Genomic DNA, 17542 nt, shown 5'->3' on the forward strand with positions numbered 1-17542 from the left:
CCCCGAAAGTAAGTACAACCATGTACTCCACTTCGCGGGGGTGGCGGAAGCCGCGGGGTGAGGGAAGGACTAGTCCTCGTCCTCACGTAGGCGGTGCTTGCCCTCGTTATCCGAGTCGTCGGTCAGGCGGGCGGTGTCCTTTTCCGGGAGCTCAGCGGTCTCTGCCTGGTGGTTAGCCAGCTGGGCGTCCAGGGAGCCGAGTAGCTCCTCGTCGCGGTCCACCACGCCTTCTTCCACCTGGGTGGACACCGGCTTCTCCGTGGTCGAGGTGTAGACCAGCGTGGAGCCGGCGGTCTTCTCGTTGCCGCCGAATTCCTCGACGCGCGGCGGCTGCTCCGACGGGGTGTCGTTGCGGCGCAGCCAGTAGTAGACGCCGCCGCCGATAGCGGCCACCGCGGCCACGACCGCCGCGATCGGCCAGAACGCGGAGCGCTGCTGCTTCTTCTGCTTCTTGGCGGCCTGCTTGCGGGCCTTCTTGGCGGCCTTGGTGGCCTTCTTGCGGGAGTCCTGGGCGCGGCGCTCCAGCTGGTCGGCCTTCTTCTGGGACTTCTTGCGGGCCTCGGTGGCGGACTTGCGCAGGTTGGCGGTGGCGGTCTCGGTCTTATCCTTGGCCTTATCCTGGGCGTCGTTCGCCTGGGACTTAATGTCCTCGAGGGCGCGCTCCAGGCGGGCGTGGGCGGCCTGGGTCACGCGGCCGGCTTCCTTGCGGGACTCGGGGAACCAGTCCTGGGTGTGGTTGTCCACCTTGTCCGCGGCCTCCTCCAGAGCGTCGTAAGCCTGGCGGGCCTTTTCGTCCCGGAATTCAGCGAACTGGTTCCACAGGGACGAACCGACTCGGTAGGCCACGTTCAAGCTGCCAAGATTCATGGTTTCTCCTAGGTAAAGGTTTATTAATCGTTCTTATTCCAGCCTAGTCCAGCGTAGTTAACTTTTGGGTGGGGCGGCAATAGGAGGGGGCGAGACCACAGCCGGAGGTAGACCGCTTGGTTCATTTCGGGCCCCGTTTTATTCACCTGAAAATCGGAAATTGCTACAGGTAGTGCGGTTTTAAAGGTATTACGTTTGAAAAGGGCTGGTGCGAAAAATGAACAGCTTGGTACATTTCTCGCTAAGCAAACGCCCACTACCAGCAGAGGAGGTCGCCGTGGTACCCCGGATATCCGCTTCCGCGCCACTAGACCAAAACGAACTGCAGGTCTACCCGGCGCCGGCGCCCCAGCGCACCGCGCTCTCCTTCGAAGTCATCCCGCCCCGCCACGACGCGGATGCCGCCAAGGTCAACGGCCTGCTCGAAGTCTTGAGCTCCTACCGCCCCGACTACATCGCGGTCACCAGTTCCCAGCGCTCCGGGTGGCTGCGCGGCACCGCCGCCTTCATCGAGCGCATCGCCCAACGCACCCAGATGCGCCCGCTCGCGCACCTGGCCTGCACCGCCGGCACCCGCGCGGAGCTCATCGACTGGATCGACACGCTTGTCGATGCCGGCGTGCGCGGGCTGCTGGCCCTGCGCGGCGACCTCGCCCCGGGGCAGACGAGCCTGCCGGCGGGCTACCTGCCGCACGCCGACGACCTGGTGCGGCTGGTCCGCGAGTGGGAGCAGTCCCAGGCCGCCCGCTTCGCCGCCGGGCGCCTGGCCGTGGGCGTGGCCTGCTACCCGCAGGGGCACGCCGAATCCCGCAACGCCGACGAGGACATCGACGTCCTGCTGACCAAGCAGCGCTGCGGCGCCGACTTCGCCATCACCCAGCTCTTCTTCGACGCGGACGATTACCACCGCTTCGCCGAGCGCGCCCACCTGGCCGGGGTGAACATCCCGCTTATCCCGGGCATCATGCCCATGACCAGCGCCAAGCGTCTGGCGCGCATGGGCGAGCTCACCGGCCTGCCCGTTCCGGCGTCCGTCGTTAACCGCCTGGCCCAGGCGCGGGATCCGGCCGAGGAGCACGAGATCGGCCTGGAGCTGACCGCCCAGCTGGCCCGCGAGGTCTTGGCCGGGGGCGCGGGTGGGTTGCACGTCTATACCCACAACAACGCCGCCGTGACCCAGGACCTGCTGGACCGGGTGGGCATCGCCGCCGCTTAAACCGTAATCAGAACGAAAACTTAAGGAGAACACCACCATGACTTCACCGAAGAAATTCCCCGCCGCGACCATCGAGGGCTATCCCCGCGTCGGTGCGAACCGCGAGCTCAAGAAGGCCCTCGAGGCCTACTGGGCCGGGCGCATCGACGAGGCCAGCTTCGAATCCGCCGCCCATTCGCTGCGCCTGGACACCTACGCGCGCCTGAAGGACCTGGGCCTCAACGAGGACTACGCCATCCCGGCGGACGTGGCTTATTACGACCAAGTGCTGGAAACCGCCCTGACCGTCGGCGCGGTGCCGGGGCTGACGCTGGACGATGAGTTCACCCTCGCCCGCGGCAACACCGACAAGGCCCCGCTGGAGATGACCAAGTGGTTTGATACCAACTACCACTACATCGTCCCGGAGATCGCCGACGACCAGGGCTTTAGCGCCCACCCGGACCGCCTGCTCAAGCTGGTGGACGAGGCCCGCCAGGCCGGCCACACCGTCCGCCCCTACCTCGTCGGCCCGGTCACGCTGCTGGCCCTGTCTAAGCCGGCCGAGGGCGCGACTAAGCAGCCCCTGGAGCGCCTGCCGGAGCTGGTCGCCGTCTACCAGGAGCTGCTGGCCGCCCTGCACGTCAAAGGCGTGGAATGGGTCCAGCTGGCCGAACCGGCCGTGGTGGCGGATCTGGCGGTGGCCAGCGACGCCGAACTAGCCGCCCACCTCGCCGCGGCCTACCGCGCCATCCTGGGCACGCAGACCCGCCCGAACGTCTACCTGACCACCCCGTACGGCGCGGCCCGCGCGAGCCTCGACGTCTTGGAGGATTTGGCCCCGGAGGCCGTGCAGGTGGATCTCAGCGTGGGCACGCTCGTCCAGGAGCCGGGCTACCTCGACCGGGTGGCAAAGCTGGCGGCCAAGACCCACCTGGTCGCCGGTCTGGTGGACGGGCGCAATGTCTGGGCGGCCAACCTGCACGACCTGCGGGAGAAGTTCGAGCGCCTGCCCGGGGTATCGGTGTCCACCTCGGTCTCCCTGCAGCACGTGCCGCACACCGTGGAGGCCGAAAAGAACCTGCCCGTGGACGTGGTCGGCTGGTTCTCCTTCGCGGATGAGAAGATCGCCGAGGTCGTCGCACTCGCCGCCGGGCCGGAGGCGGCCCCGCAGGCCTTTGCCAAGGCCGACCGCGCCGTGCGCACCCGCGCCGAATCCACCCGCACCCACAACGCGGACGTGCAGGCCCGCACCGCGGCCCTGCCGGAAGGGGCCGTCAGCCGGCAGCCCGCCTTCGCCGAGCGCAACCGCGCCCAGAAGGAACTGCTCAAGCTGCCAAAGCTGCCCACCACCACCATCGGCTCCTTCCCGCAGACGCCGGAGATCCGGGCGGCCCGCGCGAAGCACAAGGCCGGCGAGCTCAGCGACGCGGCCTACACGGACGCCCTCAAGCAGGAAATCGCCAGCGTGGTAGCCCTGCAGGAGGAACTGGGCCTGGACGTGTTGGTCCACGGCGAGGCCGAGCGCAACGACATGGTCCAGTACTTCGCGGAGCTGCTCGACGGCTTCGTGGTCACCGAAAACGGCTGGGTGCAGTCCTACGGCTCCCGCTGCACCCGCCCGCCGATAGTCGTCGGGGACATCTCCCGCCCGGCGCCCATGACCGTGGAGTGGACCTCGTACGCGCAGTCGCTGACCGAGCGCCCCGTCAAGGGGATGCTCACCGGCCCGGTGACCATCCTGGCCTGGTCCTTCGTGCGCGACGACGTCCCGCAATCGGTCTCCGCGGACCAGCTGGGCGTGGCCTTGGCCGACGAGGTCCGGGACCTGGAGGACGCCGGGGTGGGGATCATCCAGATCGACGAGCCGGCCCTGCGCGAGCTGCTCCCGCTGCGCGCGGAGGACCGCGCCGAGTACCTGGACTGGGCGGTGCGCGCCTTCCGCCTGGTGGCGCTTGAAGCCCAGCCCACCACGCAGATTCACACCCACCTGTGCTACTCCGAGTTCGGCCAGATCATCGACGCCGTGGCGGCGCTCGATGCCGACGTCACCTCCATTGAGGCGGCCCGCTCCCGCATGGAGCTGCTCGAGGACCTGGACGAGAAGTTCCACTCCGAAATCGGGCCGGGCATCTACGACATCCACTCGCCGCGCGTGCCGTCGGTAGAGGAGATGGCGGATCTCATCCGCGCGGCGCTGAAGAACGTGCCGGCGGAGCGCCTGTGGATTAACCCCGACTGCGGTCTGAAGACCCGCGGCTACGAGGAGACGACCGCCTCCCTGCGCAACATGGTCCGCGCGCGCGACGCCGTGGTCTAGCCCGCGATCGCTGAGGGCGTGCCGCCGCACGCGGCGCGCCCTTGCTTCATTATCTATAATGGCGGGCATGACTCAGAAGACCGCTACAGCAACTCTGCACACCAACTTGGGTGACATTGTTATTGACTTGTTCGGTAACCATGCGCCGGTTACCGTAGAAAACTTCATCGGCCTGGCCAAGGGTGACAAGGAATACGCCACCCAGAACGCCAAGGGCGAGCAGTCCGGCCCGTTCTACGACGGGGCCATCTTCCACCGCATCATCGACAACTTCATGATCCAGGGCGGCGACCCGACCGGCACCGGCCGCGGCGGCCCCGGCTACCAGTTCCAGGATGAGTTCCACCCGGAGCTGCAGTTCGATCGCCCGTTCCTGCTAGCCATGGCCAACGCTGGCCCGGGCACCAACGGTTCCCAGTTCTTCATCACCGTGGCTGCCACCCCGCACCTGAACAACCACCACACCATCTTCGGTGAGGTCACCGACGCCCAGTCCCAGGACGTCGTGTCCAAGATCGCCAAGGTCGACACCGACCGCATGGACCGCCCGAAGGAAGACGTGGTCATCGAATCCGTGGAGATCGCCGAGGCCTAAGCCTTAGGCTCCCGCCCGCCCCGCCGCATCAGCCGGCCGGGCGGGCTTTTTGCTATCTCCTTCCTCCTAGCCTTCCCCGTCCTAGCCTTTCGCGTTTTCGCCCCTTGGTTTCACAGAAAGCCCTCGTTTTACCCATGACTTTCGAACAGCACCTGCGTTCCTATTACCGCACCGCCCCGGTCACCGCCTGGATCGTGGCCGCAAACTGCGCTCTGTGGCTGGCCACCGCCGTCCAGTCCCGGTCTGTGACCGACAGCTACTACCACTCCACGCTGGCGATGAGCTGGAGCCTCTGGGGCCCCGAATTCGCCGCCGGGCACTACTGGCAGGCGGTCACCAGCGCCTTCATGCACCTGGGGCTAGGCCACCTGGCGGTGAACATGTTCCTGCTGGTGCTTATCGGGAGGGAGATCGAGACCTACCTGGGCTCGGCGCGCTACGCCCTGGTCTACCTGGCGGCGGTACTGGGGGCCTCGGCCAGCATCGTGTGGATGGCCTTCACTCAGCCGACCGCCGGTGCCTCCGGCGCTCTTTTCGCCCTCATGGTGGTCCTGGTGGCCGTGAACTACCAAAGGCGCACCGATCTGCGCGCGCCCATCGTGCTCGTGGTGGTCAACATCGCCTACACCTTCCTGGCCACGGGCGTGTCCCTGTGGGGCCACCTGGGCGGCGTCGCGGTGGGCGTGGTGCTGGCCCTGTGCGTGGCGGCCCGGAACCCCAAAGTCTCCGGCTGGGGTGTCGCAGCGACTACGGCGGCGGCATTCGTGTTATTGGTGGCGCGAGCAGGCCTTTGGGGATAGGTGCGGCGTGTTATCCACGCGCGCAAGTGTTCGAAAAGATTTCACACCGGTTGTCCACATTGTGGATAACTACATTTTTGTAATTTCCGAACGCTTGTGTGTTTTTCGAATGACAAATCCCAGCGTAGCGATCATTTTTCGAAATTTTAAACCGGTGTGGAAACGGGGAAAAAAGTTATCCACAGGCTGTGGTAAATTCTGTGAATTACGGATTTTCACACTTTTATCCCCAGCCTGTGGATAACTTTTTACCCAACGGTGTCAGTAAAAGCCCTGCTTACACTATTGTAATTTACAAAAGCGCAGGTGAGTGCCCCGGTGGAAAACTTGGGGACACTGTGGAGAACTTTGCGGTGGAGAATCTCAGAGGCGGGGCAGCTGCGTCCAGCGCAGGCCGAGATCCGTGCCGCGGCCGAAGTACTCGTACGCGCGCTCCGTGCCGTCCTGGATGCCGTCGGCGACGTCCTCGCCGCCGGAGGTGATGTCCACGGTCAGCGGCTCCTGGGAGCGGACAGCGGCCACCCACCCGCCGGAGACGTACGCGCCGTCCTCGGTGCGCTCCAGGCTGTCCAGGAAGGCGGCCAGCGCGGCCTGGGCGCTATCGCGCTCGCCGTCGGTGACGACGAGCCGGACCGTCGCCGGGGTGCCGTCGTTGTGCGGGGGATTGTCCCACAGCCAGTCGTAGTCCATCTGATATTCGCGGTTAGTGCTCATGCGCAAAAGACTACGTGAAAAAGGCATGAAAAAAGGCGGCCAAAGGCCGCCTTCGGGGCAAAAGCTTAGCGCCATCCCATGGTCATCAGGAGACCAATGATGGCTAGGCCGAAGCCGATGAGGTAGTTCCACGGGCCGAGCTCCTGCATGAGCGGGATGTGCTGGCCGGCCAGGTAGTTGACCACGATCCAGGCCAGCCCGATGAGCATCAGGCCGAGCATCAGCACGATGTACCACTTGGAGGTGCCCTCCGAGTTGATCTTGACCGGGGTGCGGTTCGCCGACGAGCTGGCGGTCGAGCTGATCGGGGCGTTCTTCGAAATTTTGGCCTTTGGCATGTTCTTTCCTAACTTTGGTGTGCGGGCGGGGCGGATTCGGGCCGGGCTAGTGTTGCGCCACAGTCTAGCAGCGCTACGGCTAGCGGCCCGTGACGAGGGTTTCCAGGTTGAACTCCCAATAACGGACTTCTACCTTGGTGTCCTTGCGGATGGTGTCCCCGGCGGAAACGGAGGCCCAGCCGATCTTGCCGGAGTCCACGGCGGCCCCAGTTCCGATCGGCGGGCCGACGCGCAGGTCCTGGGCGTTGCCTTCCCAGCCGGCCTCGCGCAGGGCTTCGACGGCCTCGTCCTCGGTCTTGCGGGTCAGCTCCGGCGCGGTCATGAGCATGCCGTTGGACACGCGCACCACCACGGTGCTACCGGCGTCGACCTCCCGGCCCTCGCTCTGGACCTCGAGGACGCGGTTTTCCGGTTCCTCGGAGTCGACCAGCTCGAGCTGCGGCTCGACGTCCAGGGAGTCCAGGGTCTGGCGGGCGTCGCCCCAGTCCATGCCGGTCAGGCGCGGGATGCGCACCTGCTTGACCCCCTGGGAGACGGTTACCTTGACCTTCGAGCCCTTGGACAGCTGGGAACCGGGGGCCGGCGACTGCGAGATGATCTGGCCCGCCGGGACGTCCTCGGAGTCTTCCTCGGTGATGTCATCGGACAGGGTCAAACCGGCCTCGTCGAGCGCGCGGGAGGCCGACTCCAGATCCAAGCCGGTCACCTCCGGGACGTCGGTGATCTCCTTACCGGAGGAGACCGTCAGCGTCACGGTCGCGTTCTTCTGCAACTGGGAACCGGGGCCCGGGTTCACGCGGATGACGTGGTCGCGTTCAATCTCCGGGTGGGCTTCCTCGTTGACCGAGACCTGCAGGCCCAGCTCTTCGAGCTCCTGGACGACCTCGGCGCGCGGACGGTTTTCCACCTCCGGCACCTCGACCATCTCCGCGGTCTGCGCGGGCTCGTCCGGGGCCTCCGAAGGCTTCAGGTAGTCCCAGGCGAAATAGCCAATAGCGCCGATAAGCAGCAGCGCCAGCAGAGCCGTGAGCCACTTGATCCAGGCGCTGGTGCCCTCCTCTTCCTCCGCGGCGTGGGAAGCCGGCCGGGTATCGGCCACCGGCGCGCGGTGGGAGGCGGCCGGCGCTTCGGCCTCGGGCTCGACGTGCGCGCGGGCCGCCTGGGTGACGTTGCCGTGGGCCAGGCGGCGCAGGTCCTCGGCCATCTCGTGGGCCGACTGGTAGCGATCCGCCGGGTGCTTGGCCATCGCGGTGAGGATGACCGCGTCCACATTCACGCGCCCGGTCGGCGTGATGAAATCATCCAGGTATTCCGACGGCGGAATGGGATCTTCCTGCACGTGCTGGTAGGCCACGGAAAACGGGGTCTCGCCCTCGAACGGGGTGCGGCCGGTGACGGCCTCGTACATGACGCAGCCCAGGGCGTAGACGTCGGAGCGGGCATCGGCAGCCTTGCCGCGCGCCTGCTCGGGCGAAAGGTACTGCGCGGTGCCGATCACCGCGGAGGTCTGCGTCATGGCGGAGGTGGAGTCGTCCAGCGCGCGGGCGATGCCGAAGTCCATCACCTTCACCTGACCCGTGTTGGTCAGCATGATGTTCGCGGGCTTCACGTCGCGGTGGATGATGCCGGCCTCGTGGGAGGCCTGCAGGGCATCCGCGACCGGGGTCAGGATCTCCGCGGCCTGCTCCGGGGCCATGGGCCCGTCCGCGCGGAAGATGTCGCGCAGGGTGCGCCCGTGGACCAGCTCCATGACGATGTACGGGATGGTCAGGGCGTTGTCCTCGACCTCGCCGGTGTCGAAGACGGCGACGATATTCGGGTGGTTGAGACGGCCCGAGTTCTGCGCCTCGCGGCGGAAGCGCTCGCGGAAATTGGTGTCGTGCGCCATCTCCGGGCGCAGCATCTTGATGGCCACCTCGCGGCCCAGCATGGTGTCCTGGGCCGCGTAGACCTCGGACATACCACCGGAACCGATGAGTTCACCGCGTTCGTAACGATCACCCAGCATTGGTGGTTCCACCCCCTTGGTTGGTGTAATCAGACGCCTGCGGCGAGTTATTGAATAGGTCCTCGATGTTTTCTTCCAGCTCCTCCGTCGGCAGCGACGGGGCCTCCGTCATCTCCGGCAGCTCGGGCGTCGGGGTGTCCTGTTGCGTGGTCGGCTGCTCGCGGTGCGTGGTCGGACGCGGCGTGGGCGTTTCCGTGCGCTCGCGGGTCTCCGGCTCCGGCTCCTCGGTCCGGGAGGTTTCGGGCTCCTCGACCTCCGTCTCGGTGACGGTCGCGGCTTCCTCCGTGGACGGCTCCACCCATTCGGTCACGACCGACGGCGGCGTGCTGGTGGGTTCGCTGGAACCGCGGTTGCCGGCCAGCTGCTGGGCCAGCAGGAATCCGCCGCCGACCAGCGCGACGACGATCAGGGCGATGAGCAGGCCGATGCCGAAGTTCGCCCCCGCCGAGCCCTTCTTCTTGTCCTTCCGGGCCCGCTTGTTTTCGCGGGCCTTTTCCTGGGCCAGGTGCTTGTCGCGCGTGTCCGCGACCGGGGCCGGGGCCGGGCGCACCGTGGTCGGGTTGGCGGTATCGCCCAGCATCTGGGTCGAGGCCGTCGGCGAAGGCTCGGTGGCAATCGGGGCCACGGCCGCGGATTGCGGCTGCGGCGGGCGCTTGCCCAGCCGCACGGCGGAGACGGCGTTGGCCAGCTCGTTGCCGTCGGCGTAGCGGGTGTGCTGGTCCTTGCGCAGGGCGATGCCCACCAGCTCGCGCACCGGCGCGGAAATATTCGTCGACAGCGGCTCCGGTGCCTGGCTGATGTGCGCCAACGCCACGGAGACCGAGGAATCCCCGGTGAACGGGCGGTGGCCCGCCAGCATCTCGTAGCCGACCACGCCCAGCGAGTAGACATCGGAGGCGGGGGAGACCTCGCGGCCCTGTGCCTGCTCGGGGGAGACGTACTGCGCGGTGCCCACCACCATGCCGGTGCGGGTCAGCGGGACCGCCGCGGCGGCCTTGGCGATGCCGAAGTCGGTGATCTTGACCCGGCCGTTCTGGGTGATCAGCAGGTTGCCGGGCTTGATGTCGCGGTGCACCAGGCCCATGCGGTGAATAATGGACAGGCCGTGGGCGGCCTGCTCCATCACGTCGAGCGCCATCTCCTCCGGCAGGGAACCCTCGCGGGCCAGCATGTCGGCCAGGGACTCGCCGCGGACGTATTCCATGGCGATGAAGCAGAAGGTCGTGCCCACCGGATCATCGATCTCGCGGTAGTCGTAGGTGGCCACGACGTTGGCGGAATCGATGGACTCGGCCGCTTCGGCCTCGTTGCGGAAGCGGGAGAGGAACTCGTTGTTGTCGGAGAACTCCGGGCGCAGGATCTTGATGGCGACCTCGCGGTCGTTGCGGACGTCGTCCGCCAGCCACACGGTGGACATGCCGCCGTGCCCGATGACCCACTGCAGGCGGTAATCATCACCGATGAGCGCCTGGAAGCGTTCTTGGTTATCGGCGTGGTTCATTACTGCTCCCCTCCGTAGGCCTGAAGCATGGCGCGCCCGATCGGTGCGGCCACCTGGCCGCCCGTGGCGGACTGGCCCAGGTTGCCGCCGTCCTTGACCACCACGGCCACGGCAATATCGCGGTCCGGATCGAATGCAACATACCACGTATGCGGGGGCAATCCATCGCCATGCTCAGCGGTACCGGTCTTGGAAGCAAAGGAATTGCCGTCGTAGCCGGACGTGGCTCGCTCGGAGGCGAACATCAGATCCCGCAAGATCGCGGCCGTCTCCGGGGTAATCGCCTCGGTGGCATCCTTCGGCTTGATCTCGCGGACCTCCTGCATCTGCGAATCCGTGATCCGCTTGATGAGGCGCGGCTCCATGCGCTTGCCCTCGTTGGCTACGGTGCCGGCCATGATGGCGGCCTGCAGGGCGGACATGGTCACGTCGCGCTGGCCGATGACCGACTGGGCGGTGGCGGCCGCATCCGGCAGCTCGCCCAGGTTGCCCGGGGAGGTGTCCACCCCGAGGTCATAGTTTTCGCCCACGCCGAAGGCCTCGGCGTATTTGCGCAGCTCGTCGGCGCCGATGCCCTCGCTCATCTCGACGAAGGCCGTGTTGCAAGACAGGGCGAAAGCCGTCTGCAGCGTCACCGAGTCCGCGCCGCCGCAGGCCTGTTTGTCGTAGTTGGTCAGCTGGGTCGTGGTGTTTGGCAGCGTGATCGAGGCCGCGCCGGTCAGAGTCGACGACGGCGTGAAGCCGTTGTTGAGACCGGCGGCGGTCGTGATGATCTTGAAGATGGAGCCTGGCGGCAGCGTCTCCTGTGTGGCGTGGTTGAGCAGGGGAGCGCCGTCGGCCTCCTGCAGCGCGGCCCAGTTCTCCTCCGCGTTGGGATCTCCGACCACGGAGTTCGCGTCGAAGCTCGGCGAGGAGGACATCGCCAGCACGCGCCCGGTGGACGGCTGCAGCGCGACCGCCGAGCCTTGGTAGCCCGGGGCCACCAGCTGATCGTAGGCCAGCTGCTGGAGCTGCGGATCGATGGTGACCTCGACGTTGGCGCCGTCCGGCTGCTCGCCGGTCAGCTTGTCCAGCCAGTTCTGCTTCAGCAGCGAATCATCGGTGCCGTTGAGGATCTCGTTCTGCGAGGACTCTAGCTGGGACGCGCCGAACTGGGAGGACAGGTACCCGGTCACCGGACCGAAGGCGGGGGACTGGGTCGGGTAGATGCGCGAGTAGGTCTTGTCCTCCCCGCCGTCGCCGTTGCCGTCCGGGACGGACTGCGCTAGTACGGTGTTGCCCGCGTAGATCTGCCCGCGGGCGATGGTCTGCAGCTGGTAGAACTCCCGCATATTCTTTGGGTTCTTGGCGTATTTGTCCTCGCTGAAGGCTTGCACCACCGTGAGGTTGACCAGCAGGATGGCGGTCAAGATCAGGGAGAAGATAGCGGTAAAGCGAATGGTCTTATTCATCGCTGAGCCTCCGAAACGGCGGGGAACAAGGACGTGCCGGCGTCGGCCTGGGCCTTCTCGGCCGGGCGGTTGGCGGAATTCGAGATCCGCAGCAGCAGCGCCAACAGGATGTAGTTAGCCATCAGCGAGGAACCGCCGGCCGACATGAACGGTGTGGTCAGGCCGGTCATCGGCAGCAGTGCGGAGATGCCGCCGACCACGACGAAGACCTGGATGACCAGGGTCAGAGACAGGCCGGCCGCTACCAGCTTGCCGTAGGAGTCCTTGACGCTGAGAGCGGTGCGAAAACCGCGGGAGGCCAGCAGCGCGAACAGGATCAGGATCCCGGCGAGGCCGATCAGGCCGAATTCCTCGCCGATGCCGGCCATGATGAAGTCGGAAAAGACCACCGGAATGATGTCCGGGTAGCCCTGGCCGAGGCCGGAGCCGGTGATCCCGCCGGAGGACATGCCGAACAGCGCCTGGGACAGCTGGAAGCCGTTGCTGTCGTAGTTGCCCAGCGGGTCCAGGAAGTTGGAGAAGCGATCCTGGATTTTGGTGGAAATCTGCGCGATCCCGAAGCCGCCGATGGCCACGAGCACCACCCCGATGGCCAGCCAGGACACGCGCCCCGTGGCCATGTAGAGCATGCCCAGCACCGTGGAGAACAGCAGCAGGGCCGGGCCGAAGTCGTTCGACACGCCCATGATGACGATCGCGATGCCCCAGACCACCAGGATGGGCGCGAGGTCGCGCAGGCGCGGCAGCGACAGGCCCAGGAAGCGGTAGCCCGCCACCGTGAACAGCGAGCGCTTCTGGACCAGCAGCATGGCGAAGAAGAGCAGCAGGAGAATCTTGGAAAACTCACCCGGCTGGATGGAAAACGGCCCGATCTTCATCCAGATGCGCGCGTCGGCCTGCGCCGGCTGCGGCCAGACCAGCGGCAGCGCCAGCAGGACGAGGCCGACCAGACCCAGCAGGTAGGAAAAGCGGGTCAGCGAGCGGTGATCGCGCACGATGGCCAGCACCGCGATGAACAAAATGAGGCCGGCGATGGTCCACATCACCTGCCGCACGGCCAGGTCGCGGCCCAAGGCCAGATCCAGGCGCTGGATCATGATGAGGCCGATGCCGTTGAGCACCGCCGTGACCGGCAGCATGATCTGGTCGGAGTGCGGGGCCAGCAGGCACAGCGCCCAGTGGGCGACGGCGAAGACCCCGATGAAGCCGCCGATGAGGTAGAGCACGTCCACGGACAAGATATTGCCCTGGGACAGCTCGAGGCTCACCAGCGTGATCGCGAAGACCACTGTGGCCGCTACCAGCAGCCACAGCTCAGTGGTGCGCCCGACAAATTGCTTCAGCATCTAGTTCACCTCCCGGCAGTTCACGCCCGGCTCGCGCCGGAAGCCATTGTCCTTCTTGTCATCTTGGTTGTCCGCCTTATCGCGGCAGACCGGCAGGGCGTTATCGGCCAGCCGGGTCAGCTGGCCTTGGACCTCGTCGTAGCTGCCGGAATCCAGGTTGTGGGCCACGCCGCGCTCGGTGGCCGGCAGGTCTTCGACCTTGAGCGGGCTGAACCCGGCGTCGCAGGAGCCGTTGCTCAGGCGCAGCGCGCCGTCCTTGCCGAGGCAGGCGACCTGGTAGGTCTCGTGCAGGTCCTTCCCGAAGACCGAGAAGTCGGCGCCGCGCTCGAGCCGGATCTCCTCGTTCGCCCCGGCGGTGGTGACGTAGTAGTTGTTGTCCAGGTAGTTTTTGCCCCAGACGCCGACGCCGGCGATGGCGGCGATCAGCACGGCCAAGACGACCGTGGTGGCGATCCAGGTGCCGCGGGAGCTCTTGCGGCGGCGATCGGGCTCCTCGTCCGCGGCTTCTTCCTCGGTGACCAGGCGGGCCGGCGCGGAGGTCTCGCGCGGCTGGCCCGCGGCTTTGTTCGTGTGCGGCTCGATGACCTGGGGGCGACGCTCCAGGGCCGCCGCGCGGCTAGCCGCCGAATCCGGGTGGGTCGGCTCCGGGGTATCCCCGGCCAAAGCACCCACCGCCACCGGCTCGGCCGGCGCCTCGTCGCTTTCGACGACCTCGGCGATGACCATGGTGACGTTGTCCGGCCCGCCGGAGCGCAGCGCGAGTTCGATCAGCCGCTGGGCGGCTTCTTCCACGGTGCCCTGCTTGAGGGCGTCCTCGATGGTGGAGGCCGTGACGGGATCCGAGAGCCCGTCGGAGCACAGCAGCAGCCGGTCGCCGGGCTGCGCGTCCAGCATGAACAGCGTCGGTTCCACCGCGCGGCCGGTATATGCCTTGAGGATGAGCGACTTCTGCGGGTGGGAGGACACGTCGCTCGGATCGAGCTTGCCCTCGTCCACCAGGGACTGCACGAAGGTGTCGTCCTTGGTGATCTGGGTCAGCTTCCCGTCGCGCAGGCGGTAGCCGCGCGAGTCGCCCACGTGGCAGACGCCGAACTGGGTGCCGTTGAACATCATGGCCGTCAGGGTGGTGCCCATGCCCTCGGTCTCGGGGTGGTCCTTGATGTGGTTGGCGATCGACGCGTTGGCGTCGTTAGCGGCGCCGCCCAAAAGCGCCAGCATGTCGTTGTCTTCTGGGTCGCGGTTGAGGTGCTCCAGGTGCTCGACCATGAGCTGGGAGGCGACCTCGCCGGCGGCGTGACCGCCCATCCCGTCCGCCAGGACTAAAAGATAAGGCCCGGCGTAGGCCGAGTCTTCGTTGTTCTTGCGGACCAAGCCGCGGTCCGAAGCGGCGGTGAAATGTAGTTTCAGCATTAGGCAACCAGCCTTACGATAGTGCGACCCATCTTAATATCCGTTCCCACTTCGATGCGTTCTGCCTGGTCGATGCGCGTTCCCGCGACGAAGGTGCCGTTGCGGGACTCGAGGTCTTCCACGAACCACTGGGAACCGCGACGGAATAGGCGCGCGTGGTGGGAGGAGGCGAAGTCGTCGCCTAGGACGAAGTCGCAGTCCTGCGCGCGCCCCAGCGTGATGTCCTCCAGGGTGCCCAGCGCCATGTGGGAGCCCTGCAGCGGGCCTTCGGCCACGGTGATGTGGCGCGGCTTTTCTTTGCGGTCCTTCCGGCGCACCGCGGCGACGGGGCCGACGCTACTTCCGCCGGTGCGGGCCGCCTTGTTGGCATCCAGCCGCATGGCATTCAAGGCCACCAGGATAAACAGCCACAGTAAGACCAACAGGCCGATTCGCAGCGCGAGTAGCACGAATGAATCCATCGGTGACCTCCTAAAAATTATTGGGGTTTAATTGTCCAGCCCGGTGATTCGCACCTCGATGTGCGAATGCCCCAGGGTGATGACGTCGCCGTCGGCCAGCAGCCAGTTCTCGATGGGCGTGTCATTGACCGTGGTGCCGTTGGTGGACTGGAGGTCCACCAAGACTGCGTCCTGGCCGTTCCAGGTGATCTCGGCGTGCTGGCGGGAGACCCCGGTGTCCGGCAGGCGCAAGTCGGCATCGTTGGAACGTCCAATGATATTGGATCCCTCGTGGATGTGGTAGGTCCGCGAAGAGCCGTCCTGGAGGAGAAGATTCACGCTCGGACCGCTGGCAGCGGGTTCCGCGTCCTCGGGCTCGGGGCGGATAAAGGTCGTCGTGGCGGCCTCGTCAGCAGAATTACTGTTCATCTGGTTCTCCTGGGTTTCGGTTTCGTGGAAAATGGCGTCGAACCCGGTTTCTTCCTCGGGCTCATGGTCAATGAACGAAGAAACCCGCAACTGGCCGGTGCGGAGTCCGGATTCTTCGGCGATGCGAACGATGACGGGTCCCGCCAGACCCCAGCCGCTGTTGCGGATGAACCGCGACAGCTGGTCGGCCAGGTTCTGCGGGATGTGCGGATCCTGCGAGAGGTTTTCCAGGTCCTTGGAACTGACCCCCACGAGCACCACATTGGGGCTGTAGAGGTTGTCGTCCTCGCCGCGCGTGAGGTTGTCTTGGGCCTCCTGCTTGAGCAGCTCTTCAATCTCGGCGGGCACAACGCGGCCGCCGAAGACGAAGGCCATCCCGTTGTCCAGTCCGCGCTGCAGGGCAGAGTCAAACTTGGCAAGCTTTTCCATGAGTGCCATGCTGCGGTCCTCCTTCAAACGTGGATGTATTCGGCTCTGGTAATAAACCTCAACCATTATAGGCCGCGTATAGCACTAAAACGTAGCCGGAGCCCGAAAAGTTCCCACAATTGATGCGTAGATCTCACTCATTTTCCCGTGCACTAGCTGCGGATTTGTAAGTATGTGGGTATGCCGTGCTATCTTTATCTAGTCGCCAAGACAGACAATACCCAGCCCGGGTGGCGGAATTGGCAGACGCGCTGGCTTCAGGTGCCAGTGTCCTTATAGGACGTGCGGGTTCAAGTCCCGCCCCGGGCACAGCGAGCAGTTGAACAAACTGCACCACCGGAAGTAACAAACTCGAAAGGGAATGTTACCTCCGGTTTCTTTCGTTTTCCGGTTTTTGAGGGCCGAGGATTGAACGTGCGGGGATTGAGGGTGCACATCCCGCTGCCGTGAGTTCGATGGGGTTGTAGATGTTGCAGAAGCCTTGGCATCGGCGTGGGTTGTGCTTCGTACGTTGTTTCAAAACGGGTTTCATCAAACGGAACAAAACCTGGGGCACTTCAAGGCGGTATGGTTTTGGGTGTCCGCAGCGCACAGTCGGACGGAAGGAAAATAAAAAGCCACACCCCCGCAGGTGGCTTCTCCCCTAATGCTTCCAACGACGAGAAGCACTAGGGGAGTTTCCTTTTATTGAGCGCCTTCCAGCCGTTCTTTGAGTCTGGTGGCTGAGTCTAGAAGTTCGTCGGTGGGGGCTTGTTTCTCGTTGTCATGGTTGTTGCTGTGGGTAGTGGTGATGTGCGGTGCGTCGTCTAGTCCGAGGCTTGCTCGCGCACCCTCGTTCAACTCGCTGGTGTCTTCGCCTTGGGTGTTGTCGGTGCTTTCGTCTTCTGTTGTGGTCTCGGGTACTGGCTGTTCTTCCTCTACGGTGTTCTGGACGGTGGCGTCTTGTTCGTCGTGGTGGATGTGGGGCACCGGTCGAAGATCTATATCGATTGATCCCGCGTGGTGCTGTTGATCTCAATAATTTTGCTGTCTGTAATCGTTATAGCTAGGGAGCGAAGCAGAAGAGTAGATACTTAGATTGCGGTGAGGGAATCGCAATCGTCTCGGGTGTTAAGAGGAGCATCTAGAATGAATGTATGACAGTGGCTCGCTACCAAGAGTCGCCCAAAACCCGACTCTTCCTCTTCGTCTCATCGCTTGCTCCAGTATTCATCATCGCAGGGTTGCGGCTTTTTGATGCTCAGTGGATGCTGGCGGTGCTGTTACTCGTCGTCGGCGTAGTAACTTTCCTGCTCACGCCACTAGTGCTATTTTCACGACGTAAGGCAGGGAAGCAGGAATTCGTGGTCTCTAATGTTAAAGATGAAAGTTCTCAAATCCCTACATACTTGATTACTTTCATCTTCCCTTTCCTGTTTTTATCAGAACAGATGAGCGCTTCCTTAGTCGCGGCCTATGCAGGATTTGCTGCACTCATGGTTGCTCTTCTCTATCGCACATCTTTAATATTAATTAACCCATCTATGCTGATAGTGGGCTATCGTGTCTTTTCAGTTGACATTGTAGGGCAAGGTGGTGCCTACATCATCTCCAAAGAACCACCATTGCCCTCGCAATCCACTTATACTCGGAGAATTGCTGACGGGCTCTTCATTGCTGTGGAGGAACGCACAGGCTGAACAAGTTAATCTCATATCAA

Annotated in this window: 16 protein-coding genes and 1 tRNA gene; 6 read left to right on the forward strand and 11 right to left on the reverse strand. The window is 64.8% G+C overall.

Features of this window, described 5'->3' with window-relative positions; translation table 11 throughout:
- Positions 1 to 69 precede the first annotated feature (69 nt).
- Entirely contained in the window at positions 70 to 867 is a 798-nt protein-coding gene (locus tag VVS03_RS09915; RefSeq protein ID WP_368520631.1) for a hypothetical protein, read from the reverse strand.
- 277 nt (positions 868 to 1144) lie between these two features.
- Here VVS03_RS09915 and VVS03_RS09920 point away from each other — a divergent pair, with 277 nt between their 5' ends.
- The 4 genes from VVS03_RS09920 to VVS03_RS09935 all read left to right on the forward strand — a co-directional run bounded on the left by VVS03_RS09920 (position 1145) and on the right by VVS03_RS09935 (position 5777).
- The gene (locus VVS03_RS09920; protein ID WP_368520630.1) at positions 1145 to 2083 is read left to right on the forward strand and encodes a methylenetetrahydrofolate reductase; all 939 of its coding nucleotides are present in this window, start codon (positions 1145 to 1147) and stop codon (positions 2081 to 2083) included.
- Positions 2084 to 2120: 37 nt separating this feature from the next.
- The gene (gene metE, locus VVS03_RS09925) at positions 2121 to 4382 is read left to right on the forward strand and encodes a 5-methyltetrahydropteroyltriglutamate--homocysteine S-methyltransferase (protein WP_368520629.1); all 2262 of its coding nucleotides are present in this window, start codon (positions 2121 to 2123) and stop codon (positions 4380 to 4382) included.
- A 58-nt stretch (positions 4383 to 4440) separates the two neighbouring features.
- On the forward strand, positions 4441 to 4977 hold the full coding sequence (locus tag VVS03_RS09930; RefSeq protein WP_368520628.1) for a peptidylprolyl isomerase: 537 nt from the start codon (positions 4441 to 4443) through the stop codon (positions 4975 to 4977).
- 134 nt (positions 4978 to 5111) lie between these two features.
- Positions 5112 to 5777 carry a rhomboid family intramembrane serine protease gene (locus VVS03_RS09935; RefSeq protein WP_368520627.1) on the forward strand — a complete coding sequence of 222 codons (666 nt, stop codon included), beginning with the start codon at positions 5112 to 5114 and terminating at the stop codon, positions 5775 to 5777.
- Between the two features lie 363 nt (positions 5778 to 6140).
- Here the strand turns inward: VVS03_RS09935 and VVS03_RS09940 are convergent, their stop codons facing one another.
- From VVS03_RS09940 to VVS03_RS09980, 9 genes are all read right to left on the reverse strand, one after another.
- Positions 6141 to 6491, reverse strand: coding sequence for a hypothetical protein (locus VVS03_RS09940; RefSeq protein WP_368520626.1), 351 nt, complete (start codon positions 6489 to 6491; stop codon positions 6141 to 6143).
- Between the two features lie 65 nt (positions 6492 to 6556).
- Positions 6557 to 6829, reverse strand: a complete 273-nt coding sequence (gene crgA, locus VVS03_RS09945; RefSeq protein WP_368520625.1) for a cell division protein CrgA — start codon at positions 6827 to 6829, stop codon at positions 6557 to 6559.
- Positions 6830 to 6908: 79 nt separating this feature from the next.
- Positions 6909 to 8837, reverse strand: a complete 1929-nt coding sequence (pknB, locus tag VVS03_RS09950; RefSeq protein ID WP_368521639.1) for a Stk1 family PASTA domain-containing Ser/Thr kinase — start codon at positions 8835 to 8837, stop codon at positions 6909 to 6911.
- Entirely contained in the window at positions 8827 to 10338 is a 1512-nt protein-coding gene (locus tag VVS03_RS09955) for a serine/threonine-protein kinase (protein ID WP_368521640.1), read from the reverse strand. The genes pknB and VVS03_RS09955 overlap by 11 nt, the downstream gene beginning before the upstream one ends.
- On the reverse strand, positions 10338 to 11789 hold the full coding sequence (locus tag VVS03_RS09960) for a penicillin-binding transpeptidase domain-containing protein (RefSeq protein WP_368521641.1): 1452 nt from the start codon (positions 11787 to 11789) through the stop codon (positions 10338 to 10340). The genes VVS03_RS09955 and VVS03_RS09960 overlap by 1 nt, the downstream gene beginning before the upstream one ends.
- Entirely contained in the window at positions 11786 to 13135 is a 1350-nt protein-coding gene (locus VVS03_RS09965) for an FtsW/RodA/SpoVE family cell cycle protein (protein WP_368521642.1), read from the reverse strand. Before VVS03_RS09965 ends, VVS03_RS09960 begins: the two co-directional genes overlap by 4 nt.
- Positions 13136 to 14545, reverse strand: coding sequence for a PP2C family serine/threonine-protein phosphatase (locus tag VVS03_RS09970; protein ID WP_368521643.1), 1410 nt, complete (start codon positions 14543 to 14545; stop codon positions 13136 to 13138). It lies immediately after the preceding gene.
- Positions 14545 to 15006 (reverse strand): FHA domain-containing protein, encoded by a 462-nt coding sequence (locus VVS03_RS09975; protein ID WP_290223960.1) that lies wholly within the window; start codon positions 15004 to 15006, stop codon positions 14545 to 14547. The genes VVS03_RS09970 and VVS03_RS09975 overlap by 1 nt, the downstream gene beginning before the upstream one ends.
- Positions 15007 to 15033: 27 nt before the next feature.
- A complete protein-coding gene (locus tag VVS03_RS09980; protein WP_368521644.1) occupies positions 15034 to 15852 on the reverse strand; it encodes a DUF3662 and FHA domain-containing protein in 819 nt (272 codons plus the stop codon).
- 215 nt (positions 15853 to 16067) lie between these two features.
- Between VVS03_RS09980 and VVS03_RS09985 the strand changes: the two genes are divergently transcribed.
- A tRNA-Leu gene (locus VVS03_RS09985) sits at positions 16068 to 16152 on the forward strand.
- A 375-nt stretch (positions 16153 to 16527) separates the two neighbouring features.
- Here the strand turns inward: VVS03_RS09985 and VVS03_RS09990 are convergent.
- Positions 16528 to 16812, reverse strand: coding sequence for a hypothetical protein (locus VVS03_RS09990; RefSeq protein WP_368534676.1), 285 nt, complete (start codon positions 16810 to 16812; stop codon positions 16528 to 16530).
- Between the two features lie 167 nt (positions 16813 to 16979).
- On the opposite strand from VVS03_RS09990, the gene VVS03_RS09995 reads away from it, so the two are divergent.
- Positions 16980 to 17522: a hypothetical protein gene (locus VVS03_RS09995; RefSeq protein WP_284599337.1), complete on the forward strand. Its 543-nt coding sequence runs from the start codon at positions 16980 to 16982 to the stop codon at positions 17520 to 17522.
- Positions 17523 to 17542: the final 20 nt, after the last annotated feature.

It is taken from the genome of Corynebacterium sp. LK2537, from assembly GCF_040946485.1.
In the GTDB taxonomy this organism is placed as follows: domain Bacteria; phylum Actinomycetota; class Actinomycetes; order Mycobacteriales; family Mycobacteriaceae; genus Corynebacterium.

Excerpts from the sequence above, each read along its gene's own strand:
- pknB (WP_368521639.1), bottom strand. The coding sequence starts at position 8,837 with ATGCTGGGTGATCGTTACGAACGCGGTGAACTCATCGGTTCCGGTGGT.
- VVS03_RS09995 (WP_284599337.1), top strand. The coding sequence starts at position 16,980 with ATGACAGTGGCTCGCTACCAAGAGTCGCCCAAAACCCGACTCTTCCTC.
- VVS03_RS09930 (WP_368520628.1), top strand. The coding sequence starts at position 4,441 with ATGGCGGGCATGACTCAGAAGACCGCTACAGCAACTCTGCACACCAAC.
- metE (WP_368520629.1), top strand. The coding sequence starts at position 2,121 with ATGACTTCACCGAAGAAATTCCCCGCCGCGACCATCGAGGGCTATCCC.
- VVS03_RS09980 (WP_368521644.1), bottom strand. The coding sequence starts at position 15,852 with ATGGCACTCATGGAAAAGCTTGCCAAGTTTGACTCTGCCCTGCAGCGC.
- VVS03_RS09915 (WP_368520631.1), bottom strand. The coding sequence starts at position 867 with ATGAATCTTGGCAGCTTGAACGTGGCCTACCGAGTCGGTTCGTCCCTG.
- VVS03_RS09935 (WP_368520627.1), top strand. The coding sequence starts at position 5,112 with ATGACTTTCGAACAGCACCTGCGTTCCTATTACCGCACCGCCCCGGTC.
- VVS03_RS09975 (WP_290223960.1), bottom strand. The coding sequence starts at position 15,006 with ATGGATTCATTCGTGCTACTCGCGCTGCGAATCGGCCTGTTGGTCTTA.
- VVS03_RS09965 (WP_368521642.1), bottom strand. The coding sequence starts at position 13,135 with ATGCTGAAGCAATTTGTCGGGCGCACCACTGAGCTGTGGCTGCTGGTA.
- VVS03_RS09940 (WP_368520626.1), bottom strand. The coding sequence starts at position 6,491 with ATGAGCACTAACCGCGAATATCAGATGGACTACGACTGGCTGTGGGAC.
- VVS03_RS09970 (WP_368521643.1), bottom strand. The coding sequence starts at position 14,545 with ATGCTGAAACTACATTTCACCGCCGCTTCGGACCGCGGCTTGGTCCGC.
- VVS03_RS09955 (WP_368521640.1), bottom strand. The coding sequence starts at position 10,338 with ATGAACCACGCCGATAACCAAGAACGCTTCCAGGCGCTCATCGGTGAT.
- VVS03_RS09960 (WP_368521641.1), bottom strand. The coding sequence starts at position 11,789 with ATGAATAAGACCATTCGCTTTACCGCTATCTTCTCCCTGATCTTGACC.
- crgA (WP_368520625.1), bottom strand. The coding sequence starts at position 6,829 with ATGCCAAAGGCCAAAATTTCGAAGAACGCCCCGATCAGCTCGACCGCC.